This is a genomic window from Rhizobium sp. 01L419 (assembly GCF_056400025.1).
Genome location: NZ_JBFTSM010000007.1, coordinates 164,222 through 179,151, shown reverse-complemented (window position 1 = coordinate 179,151; position 14,930 = coordinate 164,222). Strand labels below are relative to the sequence as shown.

The 14,930-nt window shown below is 60.9% G+C and carries 19 protein-coding genes; 6 read left to right on the top strand and 13 right to left on the bottom strand.

Annotated elements, in window-relative coordinates; genetic code table 11:
* Nucleotides 1–87 precede the first annotated feature (87 nt).
* The gene (locus AC1DUP_RS15940; RefSeq protein WP_113299702.1) at nt 88–834 is read left to right on the top strand and encodes a glucose 1-dehydrogenase; all 747 of its coding nucleotides are present in this window, start codon (nt 88–90) and stop codon (nt 832–834) included.
* Nucleotides 835–890: 56 nt separating this feature from the next.
* Here the strand turns inward: AC1DUP_RS15940 and AC1DUP_RS15935 are convergent, their stop codons facing one another.
* The 3 genes from AC1DUP_RS15935 to AC1DUP_RS15925 all read right to left on the bottom strand — a co-directional run bounded on the left by AC1DUP_RS15935 (nt 891) and on the right by AC1DUP_RS15925 (nt 3,564).
* Nucleotides 891–1,220, bottom strand: a complete 330-nt coding sequence (locus AC1DUP_RS15935; RefSeq protein WP_477833131.1) for a GNAT family N-acetyltransferase — start codon at nt 1,218–1,220, stop codon at nt 891–893.
* A gap of 427 nt (nt 1,221–1,647) precedes the next feature.
* Nucleotides 1,648–2,115, bottom strand: coding sequence for a DUF4168 domain-containing protein (locus AC1DUP_RS15930; protein WP_113311364.1), 468 nt, complete (start codon nt 2,113–2,115; stop codon nt 1,648–1,650).
* A 300-nt stretch (nt 2,116–2,415) separates the two neighbouring features.
* The gene (locus AC1DUP_RS15925; protein ID WP_477833130.1) at nt 2,416–3,564 is read right to left on the bottom strand and encodes a helix-turn-helix domain-containing protein; all 1,149 of its coding nucleotides are present in this window, start codon (nt 3,562–3,564) and stop codon (nt 2,416–2,418) included.
* Between the two features lie 667 nt (nt 3,565–4,231).
* Between AC1DUP_RS15925 and AC1DUP_RS15920 the strand changes: the two genes are divergently transcribed.
* Nucleotides 4,232–4,432, top strand: coding sequence for a hypothetical protein (locus AC1DUP_RS15920; protein ID WP_113299706.1), 201 nt, complete (start codon nt 4,232–4,234; stop codon nt 4,430–4,432).
* A 256-nt stretch (nt 4,433–4,688) separates the two neighbouring features.
* Here AC1DUP_RS15920 and AC1DUP_RS15915 read toward each other — a convergent pair whose 3' ends face one another.
* On the bottom strand, nt 4,689–5,660 hold the full coding sequence (locus AC1DUP_RS15915) for a quinone oxidoreductase family protein (protein WP_477833129.1): 972 nt from the start codon (nt 5,658–5,660) through the stop codon (nt 4,689–4,691).
* A gap of 84 nt (nt 5,661–5,744) precedes the next feature.
* Here AC1DUP_RS15915 and AC1DUP_RS15910 point away from each other — a divergent pair, with 84 nt between their 5' ends.
* The 3 genes from AC1DUP_RS15910 to AC1DUP_RS15900 all read left to right on the top strand — a co-directional run bounded on the left by AC1DUP_RS15910 (nt 5,745) and on the right by AC1DUP_RS15900 (nt 7,473).
* Nucleotides 5,745–6,605: a LysR family transcriptional regulator gene (locus AC1DUP_RS15910; RefSeq protein WP_477833128.1), complete on the top strand. Its 861-nt coding sequence runs from the start codon at nt 5,745–5,747 to the stop codon at nt 6,603–6,605.
* 68 nt (nt 6,606–6,673) lie between these two features.
* The gene (locus AC1DUP_RS15905; protein WP_477833127.1) at nt 6,674–7,105 is read left to right on the top strand and encodes a hypothetical protein; all 432 of its coding nucleotides are present in this window, start codon (nt 6,674–6,676) and stop codon (nt 7,103–7,105) included.
* Nucleotides 7,102–7,473, top strand: coding sequence for a hypothetical protein (locus tag AC1DUP_RS15900; protein ID WP_115034756.1), 372 nt, complete (start codon nt 7,102–7,104; stop codon nt 7,471–7,473). The genes AC1DUP_RS15905 and AC1DUP_RS15900 overlap by 4 nt, the downstream gene beginning before the upstream one ends.
* A gap of 378 nt (nt 7,474–7,851) precedes the next feature.
* Here AC1DUP_RS15900 and AC1DUP_RS15895 read toward each other — a convergent pair whose 3' ends face one another.
* Together AC1DUP_RS15895 and AC1DUP_RS15890 are read right to left on the bottom strand one after the other, a co-directional pair.
* Nucleotides 7,852–8,316 carry a GNAT family N-acetyltransferase gene (locus AC1DUP_RS15895; protein WP_477833126.1) on the bottom strand — a complete coding sequence of 155 codons (465 nt, stop codon included), beginning with the start codon at nt 8,314–8,316 and terminating at the stop codon, nt 7,852–7,854.
* 216 nt (nt 8,317–8,532) lie between these two features.
* The gene (locus AC1DUP_RS15890) at nt 8,533–8,733 is read right to left on the bottom strand and encodes a hypothetical protein (RefSeq protein WP_477833125.1); all 201 of its coding nucleotides are present in this window, start codon (nt 8,731–8,733) and stop codon (nt 8,533–8,535) included.
* 12 nt (nt 8,734–8,745) lie between these two features.
* Between AC1DUP_RS15890 and AC1DUP_RS15885 the strand changes: the two genes are divergently transcribed.
* Nucleotides 8,746–8,946: a hypothetical protein gene (locus AC1DUP_RS15885; RefSeq protein WP_037108222.1), complete on the top strand. Its 201-nt coding sequence runs from the start codon at nt 8,746–8,748 to the stop codon at nt 8,944–8,946.
* A gap of 79 nt (nt 8,947–9,025) precedes the next feature.
* Here AC1DUP_RS15885 and AC1DUP_RS15880 read toward each other — a convergent pair whose 3' ends face one another.
* The 7 genes from AC1DUP_RS15880 to napE form a co-directional block, all read right to left on the bottom strand.
* The gene (locus AC1DUP_RS15880; protein ID WP_477833241.1) at nt 9,026–9,961 is read right to left on the bottom strand and encodes an alpha/beta fold hydrolase; all 936 of its coding nucleotides are present in this window, start codon (nt 9,959–9,961) and stop codon (nt 9,026–9,028) included.
* A 90-nt stretch (nt 9,962–10,051) separates the two neighbouring features.
* Complete coding sequence (locus AC1DUP_RS15875; protein WP_477833124.1) at nt 10,052–10,759, bottom strand: NapC/NirT family cytochrome c; 708 nt, start codon at nt 10,757–10,759, stop codon at nt 10,052–10,054.
* Entirely contained in the window at nt 10,756–11,178 is a 423-nt protein-coding gene (locus AC1DUP_RS15870) for a nitrate reductase cytochrome c-type subunit (protein ID WP_113301965.1), read from the bottom strand. Before AC1DUP_RS15870 ends, AC1DUP_RS15875 begins: the two co-directional genes overlap by 4 nt.
* Nucleotides 11,179–11,219: 41 nt before the next feature.
* Nucleotides 11,220–13,724, bottom strand: a complete 2,505-nt coding sequence (gene napA, locus AC1DUP_RS15865; RefSeq protein ID WP_113301940.1) for a periplasmic nitrate reductase subunit alpha — start codon at nt 13,722–13,724, stop codon at nt 11,220–11,222.
* Entirely contained in the window at nt 13,699–13,998 is a 300-nt protein-coding gene (locus AC1DUP_RS15860; protein ID WP_477833123.1) for a chaperone NapD, read from the bottom strand. The genes napA and AC1DUP_RS15860 overlap by 26 nt, the downstream gene beginning before the upstream one ends.
* Nucleotides 13,991–14,509, bottom strand: coding sequence for a ferredoxin-type protein NapF (napF, locus tag AC1DUP_RS15855; protein WP_477833122.1), 519 nt, complete (start codon nt 14,507–14,509; stop codon nt 13,991–13,993). Before napF ends, AC1DUP_RS15860 begins: the two co-directional genes overlap by 8 nt.
* An 8-nt stretch (nt 14,510–14,517) precedes the next feature.
* Nucleotides 14,518–14,727, bottom strand: a complete 210-nt coding sequence (napE, locus tag AC1DUP_RS15850) for a periplasmic nitrate reductase, NapE protein (protein ID WP_113301943.1) — start codon at nt 14,725–14,727, stop codon at nt 14,518–14,520.
* Nucleotides 14,728–14,930: the final 203 nt, after the last annotated feature.

The window sequence follows — 14,930 nt, the reverse complement described above, 5'->3', positions numbered from 1 at the left end:
TTGAAATCAAGATCAACAGTTCCGAATTTCTGAACTATGGAACAATGCCGTCAACCCCGGCGGCAATCCAGGTCGAAAGGAATTGATATGTCGAAACTCGCTGGAAAAGTCGCCCTTGTGACGGGCGCCTCCAAGGGCATCGGTGCCGCCATTGCCAAGGCGCTCGCCGCGGAGGGTGCACACGTCGCGGTCAATTACGCGTCGAGCAAGGCGGGAGCAGATGATGTCGTCAAGACGATCGTCGCAGCCGGCGGCAAGGCCATCGCGGTACAGGGCGATGTTTCGAAGGCGGAACAGGCAAAGGGATTGGTCGATGCAACGGTCAAGGAATTCGGCCGTCTCGACGTGCTGGTCAACAATTCCGGCGTCTACGAGTTCGGGGCGATCGAAGAGATTACCGAGGAACACTATCACCGCCAGTTCAACGTGAACGTTCTCGGCCTGCTGCTGACCACCCAGGCCGCCGTCAAACACATTGGCGAAGGCGGCAGCGTGATCAACATTTCCTCCGTGGTGACCAGCATGGCTCCGCCCGCCTCCGCCGTCTATACCGGCACCAAGGGAGCGGTGGACGCCATCAACAGCGTGCTTGCCAAGGAGCTAGGCCCGCGCAAGATCCGCGTCAACGCCATCCTCCCCGGCATTATCGAGACCGAAGGCACGCATACCGCAGGCGTTATCGGCTCCGATTTCGAGCATACCGCCGTGGCCCAGACCCCGCTTGCGCGCATCGGCCAGCCCGACGACATCGCCAAGGTCGCAGTCTTCCTCGCTTCTGACGATGCCGGCTGGCTGACCGGCGAGCGACTGACTGCCGCCGGCGGTTTTCGCTGATCGTCGATTGATACTGTGCGTGCTCTTTCATGGGGCACGCACCCTGCCCCGGTTGCTCAGTCGGGAAGCTCTTCCCAGACTTCGGAATAAGCCTTGAAGCCGATGCGCTCGTAGGTGGCTTTGGCCTTCGGATGATCCCAGGTATCCGTGTGCAGCCACACGCGCTCAGGTCGATGGTTCCATATCGCCCGCAGCGACCAATCCAGCAGATAGGGTCCGAGACGCCGGCCCTGGGCATCGGGGATCAGCCCAAAGTGCTTTAGCTCCACATCCCCCGCGCCGACGCCCGCAAACTCGCACAGCCCGACCGATCGTCCCTCGTGCCGCAAAATGTAGAGCGCCGTGGAACCGTCGCGCAGGAACGCCAGAAGTCCTTCCCTCGTCATCCGCAGACGCTCGTCCCATCGCAGGGGCGTCCCTATGGCTCGATAAAGGCGCAGATAATCGTCCGCATCAGGACGTTCCCTAGCGATACCGGCGGCCGCAAGCGGAGACGACAGCGCAGCCCCGGTCGGGGGCGCAAGCTGTTCCATATATGTGACGAGTAGACGGACCATGGATGCGGGGGACTCAGCAACCGCCGATCGTTAGCAGACCCGGCTGATGAAATCGACGTCTCACATGCCTTTGACGTCGCTCCTCGCTTTGCTGACGCGATGCAGGCCGCAGATCATGATAACAAGGGGCAAAGCGCGATACTCGGCGCCGATCGGGGGAGCCAGGCCAGAATGACGCTGACCTTGCCCCAGTGATCGAGGTGTACTCCTCGACGTAATCCTCTCCGATCTAAGGATTATGCAGAAGCGCGCAGCCCTATTGCTGCTGCTGCGCCGGCGGCGGGGTGCCGATCTTTTCCAGAACCTTCTTGGCAAGAGCCGGGTCGCTTTGTGCGGCTGTCAGAATCGTCGAGTATTCCTCGACAGAGATGTCCTTGGAGGCTTCGACGGTGTCGACCATCTGCTTCTTGGCTTCGTCCTGCAGCTTTTGCTTCGCAGCCTCGTCCTTTGTCGCGCCGATTTTGGCCGAATATTCCTGCCTGACCTTGTCGACCTGCAGATAGGCAACGGCAAAGGCCTCGATTTTCTGATCGCTGACAGGGGCGGCTGCACCATTGTCGCCGCTCTGCCCCTGCATCGGCGCCTGGCCCTGCATCGGCGCCTGGCCCTGCGCCGGCGGCTGCTGTTGCGCCTGGGCCATGTCCACGGCGGATGCCGGGCTGAAAGCAAGCAGGCTGAAGACCGCAGCGGTCATCGTTGCGACGGGTGTGTAACGGGTGATCATAGTCATTCCTTTTCACGTGCATGATTTGATCGGCAGCAGGACCGCCTCGGTCGATCGCTCAGCCGCTAGAGGCTGGCGAGGTCGCGACGATGGACCTTTAAGAGGGCACGGTGCGGCGGTGGCGGGGCAATTTGCTGACGATTGAGCGGCAGCTTTGTGACCGTCGACATGCCGGCCGGCGCGGATAAATCCGGTGCCAGTTCACGAGGCTGGCGTTCCTGGGAGGCCTCCCGCCGGGACGTTGCATCCGGAGATGGATCTCGGATCAGGCCGACGCAAGCCCTCTGCCATGACATCGGATCAGCCTGCAAGCGTTAGCCAATCGCCGATCGTCGTTCCATGATGCCGCGTGGAACGCGCAGCCGGAATGGCAGGGCGCTCGGTTGCCACGGTTCTTCGGACTTCGCGCGGGCTAAGCCCGAATTCGTGGCTGAAAGCACGCGTAAAATTGGCGGCGACGGCGAAACCGGCAGCCTCCGCAATCTCGGAGATCGGCCTGTTGTCGGCCGGGTTGCCAAGATCCGCATAGGCCTGCAGCAGTCGCCGTTTGCGGATATAATTAAGCACTCCCCCGTTCGCTTCGAACAGTTGATAGAGCCGCGTGCGCGAGATGCCCAATGCGCGGCAAATAGCGTCGGGTGTCAGATTGTCAGACTGCAGGTTGAGGTGAATGTAGCGATGCGCCCGCTCCATCATTCCCACCCTGGCTTGGACTTGCCCCGTATCCGATTTTATGGATGAGGCAGCACATGCAACGACCATGTCGGCGATCGTTTGTATGATGCGCGGCACCTCCCCGGCCGTCAGGTTGCCCAGCTTCGTTTCCAGACCGGCGATATAGCTGACGAGCAATTCAGCCAGGCTACCGGACAGAAGCGTATTGTTGACACCCTGGAGAAGGCTTGCATCCACGGCCAGCAATTCATAGGGCAGGAAGACAAGCATGGCGTCGCAATCGGTCATCCGCCCGCGATAGGGATAACCGAGAGATCTGAAAAACACCTCGCCGGCACCGGTTTCCGTAACGTGACGGCTGACCTCGTTCCATATCCGGCCGCTGCGAGGCAGGCCGACGTTCCAATGGTCTATCGGGCTCGAACGGAGCATGGATTGATCGCGGACATAGCTATGCGCCTGGGTGCGCTGCTGGACGATGAGCATGCCGCCGAGATGCCAGCCGATCTGTTCGGCAAGAAACCCGTCGTCGGGTGATTTTCCATCCGGCAGATGGACACTGACGAGAGGCGCCATATGCGCACGCCAGGCCTGGAACTGGTCTTTCAGCGGCAAATCCCAAGTCGAGAAACGCAAGGGCACAAGCGCAGGCGCAGCATCCAGGCGTTGGTCCTTCTCCGTGGCCGGTTCGCGCGGCCAGCGCCGCCGCTCCAGGTGGGCCGGCCATGCCTGCCCCGCAGCCGGGTCATCTCCAGATCCAGAACCCGTAGCCATCCAATCCCTCCAGTGTAACAACCGATCCGACCGGGCCGTTGAAACTGAGAGTGAACAATCGTTTTGCGGCAAAATCGCCGCCGGAAACCGCCCTAGCCGGGAATCGGCGAGCAGCCACGTCCATAAGTTGTTTATCATACTCCCTTTGGAGCAGAAATGTACGGTGCGATAATTTTCAGGACGCGCGGATAACGACAATTGCGTCCCATGGCTGTATTTAGATAAGCACGGTCATTTCCCGAATGAAGACGGAATAGACCAGAATATCCCACCTGCCAGCGCCGCGTTAAAACGTGGAAGTCCCAGGTGAAACGATAAAAATTCAAGACAAAACATGAGAATACGAGGAGGTAGTCGTGAACTATCCGGGCAATATTCGTGCGTCTTCTGCATAGGCTTCGGCCTATTCGGAGACTCTTCGTCACACAACCCGCAGCCGCCAAAAAGAATAGTTATAACCGGCTGTGCAGGCTTCCGTGATCACTCAACTGGGGGAGGATTGAGGCGATCGTTGGCAAGGCCAGGTGAGACGAAGCGAGGGGTTGCGCGCAAATTCAGGCGCCATTTGTCTATGCGTAGGAGCCTGATGCTGAAGCGCAACCCCATTCCATCGATTTCAAGAGAGTTCTGATGCGAGCTGCCCGCTCATGGGCAAACGGAGGCTAAGATGATCACTACCGATAACCAGAACCACATCGAATTGAAACCGGCTTCGAACTGCAGACGGGAAGTCGAAATCGCCATGATGGGAATGCTCACCAATCTGCAGACCCGTGGATGGTCAGCCGCCGAACTGGCACTGGCGCTTGCGGATGCCTCGGAAGAGCTCGTGATGCTGATCGCCAGCAAAAAACTGAGATCGAATTAAGCGTTCAAGCCGGATCGCCATGCTTGCGGGCGTGATGAAGCCAAGGACGTTGGCGGTGGGTTTGTCGTATCGCGTTGCGATACGACACCGCCCGGAAGCGAGTTGAAGGTGACCGGTGCGGCCGGCCACATCAACGGCCGAAGCAGACGCGGCGATTGACCGGAAGGTCTGCCACTATCGAGAAACGTCACAAGCCGCCTGTCGCCCGCGTCGCCTCCACCGAGGAACGACCCCGCCACCCAACCCAAGCCAACCATCACGGCAGCAGCAAAATGCTGCCTGCCGACCGACCCGTTTCCATTTCCTCATGCGCCTTCGCGACCTCGGCCAGCCCGTATTCCGCTGATATCTCGCAGACGATGCCCCGCTCCATCGCGGCGATTGCAGCCTGCGCCGCGTCGCGGTATCGGCCGACATCGGCACACCAGGCCATGATGCTCGGATGCGAGAGCGATTTGCCCGGCCGAAGCTCCTCGACGGCAACGGGTGGAATGGGGCCGGCGGCCTGGCCGATGGTGATGGCCGTGCCGAAGGGGCGCACGGAGCGGATGCTTTTCAGGAGCATGTCGCCGCCGATGCCGTCATAGGCGACATCGACGCCGTTGCCGCCCGTTAGTTGCTTTACTTCGGCAACGATATCGGCCCCTCGCCCGACAATCAGATGGTCTGCGCCATAGGAAGTGGCGAGTGCCGCCTTTTCCGGCGAACTGACCGTCCCGATGACGGTGGCATTAAGCGATTTCGCCCATCGAACGAGAATGCTGCCGAGCCCGCCGGCGGCGGCATGGATGAGCACGGTGCTGCCCTGCCCGACATTGGTGACCTTCCTCAGCAGCATATAGGCCGTCATGCCCTTGAGCAGCGAGCTTGCGGCCACCTTGGCGGAGACCGCATCGGGAAGCGCAATCACCCGTTCGGCTGCGATAATGCGGGTGGAAGCATAGGCGCCGGCCGGTGGGCCGGCATAGGCGACGCGGTCGCCCGGTGCAAACTCCGTGACATCGGCGCCGACCTCTTCGACGACACCCGCGGCCTCCACGCCGATGACGGCGGGATAGGAGGGCAGCGCATAGAGGCCCTTGCGGTGATAGACATCGAGGAAATTGGTGCCGATAGCCTGATGGCGGATCCTGACTTCACCGGGACCGGGAGACTCTGACGGCTGATCCTGCAGCCGGAACTGGGTGACATCGCCGGGGGCGTTCAGCAGGACGATCTGGTCGGGCATCGGTCATCTTCCTTTGTCTGGGGCTGCGTTATGGGGAGAAACTAGCCGATAGCCTTATGTGTGAAAATTCCCTATTGTCGCACAATGATTGGGAAGGAATTCACACAGATCGACTGGGACGACCTGAGGCACTTCCTGGCGCTGGCGCAGGCGGGAACCTTCCTCGGCGCGGCAAGACAGATCGGCGTCGAGCACGCCACGATCAGCCGGCGCATTGCCGCCCTTGAGAAAGATCTCGGCCGCAAGCTCGTCGACCGCCGCGGGCGGCGCATCGTCCTGACTGATGACGGCGAACAGGTTGCCAGACACGCTGCCCTCGTCGCCCAGCAGATGGCTGTTATCGAGCAGCTCGGCCGCGCAAGCGCCACCGAGATGCGCGGCCATGTCAGGATCAGCGCCCCGCCGGCCCTGTCGAGCGTGCTTCTTGCAAAACCCGTCGCCGCCATCAGGCGAGAGCATCCGGGCATCGAGATCACGCTCGTGGGCGAAAAGCGCCTCGCCTCGCTGAACCGCCGGGAGGCGGATATCGCAGTACGCATGTCGCGGCCGGAAGACGGCGATTATGCCATCGCCAAGATCGGGGAAATGGCCTTCCATCTCTATGCGTCCAAGGCCTATCTCGAAACCGTGGCGGAGGCGCAGTGGACCTTCATTGGCTATGACGAGGGCATGAACGCCTCGCCGCAGCAATTGCGCCTCTTCGAACTCGCCGCCTGCCGGCCGATCGCCATCCGCTCCTCCGTTCTGGAGTTTCAGGCAGCCGCAGCAAGGCTCGGCGGCGGTGTCGTCCTGCTGCCGGATTTCGCGGTGTCGGATGCGGATGACCTGCAGCGTATCGAGGATGAAAACCCTCTGAGGCGGGAGGTGTGGCTGGTCGTCCACGCCGAGATCAAGGATGTGCCGGCCATCAGGGTGGTGATGGAGGCGCTGAAGGGCGCCTTTTGAGAGGCGACGATCGGGTGTCTGCTAGCCGGCAGACTTCGCCCGGAGCCGGGGTCCGGTCAGATTCCGCCATGAACGGACAAGCGCCGTGCTTTAGTGAGTTGGAAAGCAAGCTTCCTGAGCAGGCAGGACGAGAAGTCGGCTTCATGATCTATACCCATGCGTACAAACGACATCAGGGGTTATCGATAATGAATAGGGTCGAACTGCCCTTTGAGACCATCAGGCGGCTGGCAGAAGAGGCCGGCCGTGAGCACTGGCACGCATTTCTCGCAGCCGGCGATCAGCCGATACTCGACGAATGCATCAATGTCGGCCGGGCCTGGATGTTCTTCCGAAGCCCTGACATCGCGATACCGCCGGGGGCGGGCCTGCGCAACTGCGCTCTGGTGGTCAGCAATGACGGCGAGGTGCGGTTTACAGCAGACTACTATCCCGATCTCAACAAATGCCGGGATTATCTGCAGAATATGTCCGACCATTTCGAGGAGCGGGGCATATGAGATACGAGCATCCGCTTCAACTTTCGAGAGAGGAAATCCTGGCTGGCCTGTCGGATGAACAGCTCGATAGCCATGACCGAACAACCCTTGTGTTGTCAGCCATCTATTATTTGCCGACGGAATCTGCCGGCGACATATTTCTGGATGAGTTCAGACGCGCGACAGGGACGTATAAACGCAATCTGTTGAATTTGTTCCAAACATTCTATCAGATGCTCGGAACGACCTACCGATATGGCGACAGCCTGGCTCTCCTGAAATCCTATCGCGATGAGGAAAACAGTCTTGAGGGAGAGATTTCCTACGTGATTTCAGCGGTGGAGGAGCTGGTTCTCATCTTCAGCAGGAACGCGTCGCGCAGCAATTGACGGACGGATTGAGTGCTCCCGTATTCGCCGGAATTCAGCGGAATTATAAAGTTTCACCGTCACACGATCCGATGCCGATTATGGGGATTGGTTTCTGGGATAGACGAATACCGGATTTCGATGCCGTATCAGCATACTGTGCGGTGTGAAGGAGATGACGCCGTATTGGAGTTCGACGTCGAACTCTCTACTGATGGGATAATTTTCTACAGCGGTTCACGCAGATGATGGCCGCGGCTTTGCCGGCGCAACGAAAACCTTGGAAGGGATTTTCGGAAGACCCTAAGCGCTGTTTGCCTCGCACCTTGACCACGCGCGTTGTGCCGTTTCGAAGACTACCGCTGTGACAGAGATGACAACAATGCGACATGAGACTCGTCAACGCACGACGTTATACGGCCAACGCACATACCGTTGGCGGACTACTTCACCCTCTCTCCAGATGTCCCCTGCAATGAAGCCGCAGCACTCATACAGCCGCCTGGCGGCACCCGCTCCCGGACTACCTGCGACGAAGGTATCCACATGAATAGCAGACTCGGGAGGTGTGGTTGAAATGGCAGCCTCGACAAGTAACTTGCCAATGCCGAGCCGCTGAAAGTTGGAAGAGACCGCGAGCCAGCGGATGGCATACTCCGTACCACTACCGCCGATGATAACGCCTCCTAAATAGCAGTCATCTCCAGCATCGGTTCTTGCGCAGTAGGCCTGCCGCTGCGCGATCTTCCGGATAAGAACATTATCGAAACCGGGCATGGGACCGAACAACGCCACCACTTCCTCAGCCAGCCGAAGCCAAGGTGCTACATCATCATGTTGTGCCAAGCTGATCTGAACCTGCATCCACCGCCTCGCCATGTCCTGAACCAAACTTCCATAGCAGGCAGATGTTGGCTTGTCCGCTTCGGGCGCAACAGCAGACTTCAGCCGTGTGTTCGCTCCGAGTAATTCCACGGCATTAGCTCGTCGACCCGACTCTGCTTGCGGCCATTGACGTTGGAGCCATCTGGCCAGAGCCATGCGCGCTGCTACCTGGCTCGGCGCCCGGGGGGCTGACGGTTATTCTGCATGACCGGTGGCGAAAAATGGCACCGGCTGTCGAATTCGCGCCCGCTCGCGCGTCTTCTTGACAGAGAGGTCAAGGAGAACAGCCATGACGATTACCATTACCGCTTTCGAACGCTCGCCGCCCTTGCCTTGCTTTTGCCACCACCCTGACATGCATTCTTTACAAATGACGCCTACCATAGGTTCGGACATGGAGGACCTGCTATGAATGAGATGACCGCATCGGATATGCTGAGGGATCCGCTGATCCGCCAGATGCTGCGCGCCGACAGGATCAGCCTTGCCTCCTTTGCCACCCTGCTCGATACCGCCAGCCGGCGGCAGGCAAGCCGCGCCGTCGAAAACGCCGCTCCGCGGCCCACGGCTCCGGAGGCCCGGACCGGCGAGGCCCTTTCCACCGTTTGACTTCCCCATGCCTGACCAGGGCAGCAACTTTCGGCTCGCCTTAGCCAGGCGGGCTTTTTTTTGGCCATGCCCTCCCGAGCTAGGCGACCGCAATTATGGGCTGGCTCGTCTCACCGGTTTCGTCCGACGTCCTGCCCGCAAGATCGTCCGGCGTCTTGCCCGCAAGATCGCCCAGCATGGTCACCGCCAGATCGGGCGCGACATGGTGCGGCATGTGGCCGACGCCATCGAGCAGTTCGACGCGGACGGCCGGATGCCTCTCATGGAGCCAGTCGAGATGCCAGACGGGATCGATGATCCGGTCTTCGCGCCCGAAGAGAACGGAGACCTGCAGATCGGCCGGCAGTCTTCCGAGCGGCTGCATATCGCCGTTGAAGGCCCAGAGCTCCTCGGCCATGGTGGCGATCGAGGCGGCATTGACCACGTGCATGGCCGGCAGGGTGAAAAGCTCTGCTGCGACGGGATTGGGATAGCACGAGGCGCGCAAGCCGCGCTCAAGGAAATAGGACGACCAGCGGGCAATCACATGCTGGCGGATGACGGGGCCGACGAAGGGCGCCACGGCGCTGCGCAGCACGATGAACGGCTTGAAGGCAACGGGCCGGCAGCAGGGCGAGATGAGAAACAGGCCCTTTACGAGATCCGGCCGGCGGACGGCCAGATGCAGCGCTGCAGCACAACCGATCGAATGGGCTGACAGCACGACCTTCTCGAGCTCCAGCGCCTCAAGGAAACGCTCCAGCCAGAAAGACTGGCCAAGCGGGCCGCGCTCACCGGCGGGCAGTGCCGGGCTGAAACCATAACCCGGCCTGTCGGGCGCGATTATGTGAAGACCGCTGCCCGCAAACGGCATCATCACTTCCGCGGCAATACTGCCGCAGCCATGCAACAGCACGACCGGATTTTCACCTGCGCTTCCACTTTCGAGCATGTGGATCTGCTCGCGACCGGTCTCGATGATTTTGCCAAGCTGTGGGAAGACGGCCGGCGGAGGGAGAGGCTGCACGTGGATCATGTCGGCGAAACGCAAATGCCGGCAAAACGTTCCCCTCCGCCCCTGAAAAACAGACGGCTTTCAGGGGGTTAGAGCACCGGGCAGCAGCCGTCAGTCGTTGACGGTCACCGCATCTGCCGTGCCGAGATATGCCGCGAGTTTGGCCCGTTCATGCCAACCGGGATCGGAATTCCTGCCCATCAGCTCCGCCGGGACCTTCCAGCCCGGATCGACGCCTTTCATGTCGGGAAGTTCATGCGCGATGCCCTTGTGGCAATCGATGCAGGTCGCCTTGCCCGGCAGCAGGTATCGCGTGTGGATCTCGGCGGCGCGCACGGTCTGTTTCGTCAGGTCCATGGCGCCCATCGAGTGACAGTTGCGGCATTCCAGGYTGTCATTGGCCTTCAGCCGCGCCCATTCGTGCTGGGCGAGCTCCAGCCGCTTGTCGAGGAACCTCTCGCGCGTGTTGATCGTCCCGAATATCTTGCCCCAGACTTCCTTCGACGCCTGCATCTTGCGGGCGATCTTGTCGGTCCATTTGTGCGGCACATGGCAATCCGGGCACGTGGCGCGAACGCCCGAGCGGTTGGAGAAATGAACCGTGCGGCTCAGCTCCTCGTAGACGTTCGTTTTCATTTCATGACAGCCGGTGCAGAAGGCCTCGGTGTTGGTCACCTCGAGCGCGGTGTTGAACGCGCCCCAGAACATGACGCCGCCGACGAAGCCGCCGAGCGTCAGGAAACCCAGGCTGAGTGTCACGGCCGGCGTGCTCACCAAACGCCAGCACCAGAGGATTATCGCCTTTATCCAGCCGATCATTGCTCGCTTCCCGCAGGCTTGAAGCCCAGCTCGCTCATGTCCTTGAAGGTATTCGGCACCAGGGGCTTCGCATCCGCCTGCGGCACGTGGCAGGCGGTGCAGAAATATCGCCGGGGCGAAACGTCGGCCAGCATCTGCCCTTCGCGGGTCATGAAGTGCGTAACACTGATCATCGGCGCGCCGGAGCCTTCCGTCAGCTCGCGCCGATGGCAGGAAAGGCAGCGATTGGCGTTCACCGTCAGCTGGTAGCCCTCGATCGAATGCGGGATGATCGGAGGCTGGTCCGGATAATTCCGCATCTTCCTGATGTCATCGACGACCCATTTGGGAACCGGTTTCGCCTCCTTGCTCTCCATCGGGTTCTCGTTGCCCGACAATGAGGGCACCATCTGCGCCAGGGTGACGGTGCCCGTGAGCATGAGAAAGGCGACGGCCGCGATCGCCCAGGCGCGCCTCGAGATCAGGCGACGGGAAGAAGCTTGACTGCGCATTTTTTGAAATCCGCTTGCTTGGAGATGGGGTCGGTGGCGTCGAGCGTGACCTTGTTGATCAGCTGGCTGGCGTCGAACCACGGGACGAAGATCACGCCATGCGGCATTCGATTGCGCCCGCGAATTTCCACGCGGCTGATGATCTCGCCGCGCCGCGACTGGATGCGCACCTCCGCCCCCTGATTGAAGCCCAGCTTCCTGGCGTCGTCTCCGTTCATGAAACACCGCGCGCCGGGAAACGCCCTGTAGAGCTCGGGAACACGCATCGTCATCGAGCCCGAATGCCAATGTTCGAGAACACGTCCCGTCACGAGCCAGAAATTGAACTCCTCATCGGGCGACTCGGCCGGCGGTTCGTAGGGCACCGCCAGGATGACCGCGCGGCCGTCCTTCTGCCCGTAGAACTTCAGCCCCTCGCCCGGCTTGACGTAGGGGTCGTAGCCTTCACGGTACCGCCACCGCGTCTCCTTGCCGTCGACGACGGGCCAGCGCATGCCGCGAACCTGATGATACATGTCGTAGGGCGCGAGATCGTGTCCATGCCCGCGGCCGAACTCGGCATATTCCTCAAACAGCCCCTTCTGGATGTAAAAGCCAAAGGCCTTGGCCTCCCGGTTCTCGTATTCGGGCGACACTTCCGACAGGGGAAATTCGTCCACCTTTCCGTTCTGGTAGAGCACCTGGTAGAGCGTCTTCCCCTTGTATTCCGGGTTCTTGTCGAGGATCTCGGCGGGCCAGACCTCGTCGGTGGTGAAGCGCTTTGAGAATTCCACCAGCTGCCAGAGGTCCGAGCGGGCCTCGCCCGGCGCATTGACCAGCTGGTGCCAGACATGCGTGCGCCGTTCGGCATTGCCGTAGGCACCCTCCTTCTCCACCCACATGGCCGCCGGCAGCACCAGATCGGCGCTCATGGCGGTCACTGTCGGATAGGCGTCCGAGACGACGATGAAATTGTCCGGATTGCGGTATCCCTTATAGGTCTCGTTGCTGGTGTTCGGAGCGGCCTGGATGTTGTTGTTGACCTGCACCCAGTAGAAATTCAGCTTCCCGTCATGCAGCATGCGGTCCTGCTCGACGGCATGATAACCGGGCTTGCCCGGCAGCAGCCCGTCCGGCAGCTTCCATATTTCCTCGGCGTGCTTGCGATGCTCCGGATTGGTCACGACCATGTCGGCCGGCAGCCGGTGGGCGAAAGTGCCGACCTCGCGGGCCGTACCGCAGGCGGACGGCTGTCCCGTCAGCGAAAACGGGCTGTTTCCCGGCTCGGAAATCTTGCCCGTCAGCAGATGCAGGTTATAGACCATCTGGTTGGCCCACACGCCGCGCACATGCTGGTTGAAGCCCATGGTCCACAGCGACATGACCTTGGTCTTGGGATCGGCATAGAGTTCCGCGAGCTGTTCCAGGAAGGCGCTGTCGACGCCCGAAAGTTCGACCGCCTTCTCGAGCGTATATTCGGAGACCATCTCCTTGAAGGCCTCGAAGTCGATCGGGTCCATCTTGGCGGCGTCGGCGACACCCTTGGCCTTCAATTCGAGCGGGTTGTCCGGACGCAAGCCGTAGCCGATGTCGGTCGTCCCCTTCATGAACTTCGTATGCTTGTCGACGAAATCCTGGTTGACGCGGCCGGTCTTGATGATGTGGTTGGCGATGTAGTTCAGGATCGCGAGGTCCGAACCCGGCTTGAAGATCAGCGGTATGTCGGCAAGGTCCATGCTGCGATGCGTGAAGGTGGAGAGCACCGCGACCTTCACATGCTCATGCCCGAGCCGCCTGTCGGCGACGCGCGTCCAGAGGATCGGATGCATCTCGGCCATGTTCGAACCCCAGAGCACGAAGGCGTCGGCGTTCTCGAAATCGTCGTAGCATCCCATCGGCTCGTCCATGCCGAAGGTGCGCATGAAGGCCACCGCTGCGGAAGCCATGCAGTGGCGCGCGTTGGGATCGAGGTTGTTGGAGCCGAAGCCCGCCCGCATCAGCTTTGTCGCGGCGTATCCTTCGAAGATCGTCCATTGGCCGGAGCCGAACATGCCGAGCGCCGTCGGCCCCTTTTCCTTCAGCACGCGCTTGGCCTGCGCCGCCATCACGTCAAAGGCCTCTTCCCAGGTGACGGGTTCGAACTCGCCGTCCTTGGCGTAGACGCCGTCCCGCTTGCGCAGGAGCGGGCTCGTCAGCCTGTCCTTGCCGTACATGATCTTGGAGAGGAAGTAGCCCTTGACGCAGTTGAGGCCGCGATTGACCTCCGCCTCCATGTCGCCATGGGTCGCGACGACCTGGTTCTCCTTCACGCCGACCATGACGCCGCAGCCGGTGCCGCAGAAGCGGCATGGCGCCTTGGACCATTTTATCTCCAGCGCCTCCACCCCGCCCGGCACCGACTGCGCCGCAGCGGGCGCGGCAAGGCCTGCGGTCGCAGCGGCGATTGCCGCAGCCTGCGCCTTAAGGAGATCACGCCGCGTGAGTTCGGTCGTCATCGATTGTCTCCTTCATTTCCAATGCCTGTTCAAAAACCATTGCCTGTTCGAAAACCATGTGGGCGGCGAGCACGCCGTCCATCCCCGAGATGCCGATGAGCGTCTCCCCGAGCACGCCGGAATGCGGCCCCTCGATCACCACGACGATCTTGCCCGCTCCCGTTGCGTGAACCTCGACCCCGTCGATCACCGCCAGACGCGCTGCGACATCTTCTGTCAGTTCCGGGCGGGTGATGACGACGGCACTGGAGACGTGATGACGGCTCTCAGACATGAGCGACCTCCTGACGGCGGGGCTTTATGGTGATGGAATCGGCCGGACAGACCGCAATGCAGGCGCCGCATCCCGTGCATGCCTCCGCATCGAGTTCGGGAACGAACGGCCCGCCGAGCCGCGGCCGAAACCGGATCGCGCCGGCCGGACAGCTGTCGCGGCAGGCCTGACAGTCGACGTAATTATTGGCCAGGCACCCATCGCCAATTGCCGCATAATGGGCAAAGCCGCCTGCAGAACCGGCCGGAAAGACATTCTCGGGACATCGTTCCGCGCACTTGCCGCAAAAGGTGCATTCACCGTGCCTGAAGTCCACGACCGGAACGCCCGAACGGATCGAAATGACCTTCGTCGGACAGGCATCGACGCAGGCACCGCAGCCCGAACAGTTTTGAACGGATGTCTCAGTGGCTCCGGGAGGAAGTATCCTCCCGGAAGGGAAGATCCTGCCTTGATCTTCAGATGACCTTCCGGTGAGAAAACCACGTCGGGTGCGAGCTGGGAGAACCATGGAGATCCTCACTCTGCCGAGCCCGGAGGCGCGGCCTTCACGTCATGCGGTCCCGGCGGCCCGTAAACGATCTGGTACATCCAGACCATGAAGCCATAACCGCCGACGACCCCGACAGCGACCACAGGCCAGATCCCGAAAGCGAGCACGGCAAACGTCAACAGCTCGCGCCTGCGTTTCTTCCTGAACTCTCCGACAGAATCAGTGATTTGAGCCACAACGCCTCCCCAGAGTTGCCGACGCAACTGGTATAACCCTTTTAGCGTGTTCGGCCAATCTCCATCTGCTATCGCGACTCTCGCAAGCGCTTCACGAGCAGGAGAATCGACTATGCAGAAAGGTGTATCGCAGGCTCGTCCGGCAGTCCTTGACAGAGATCAAGCGGGCAGCCGACGAGATTGAATCCATCGGGCGGGCGACC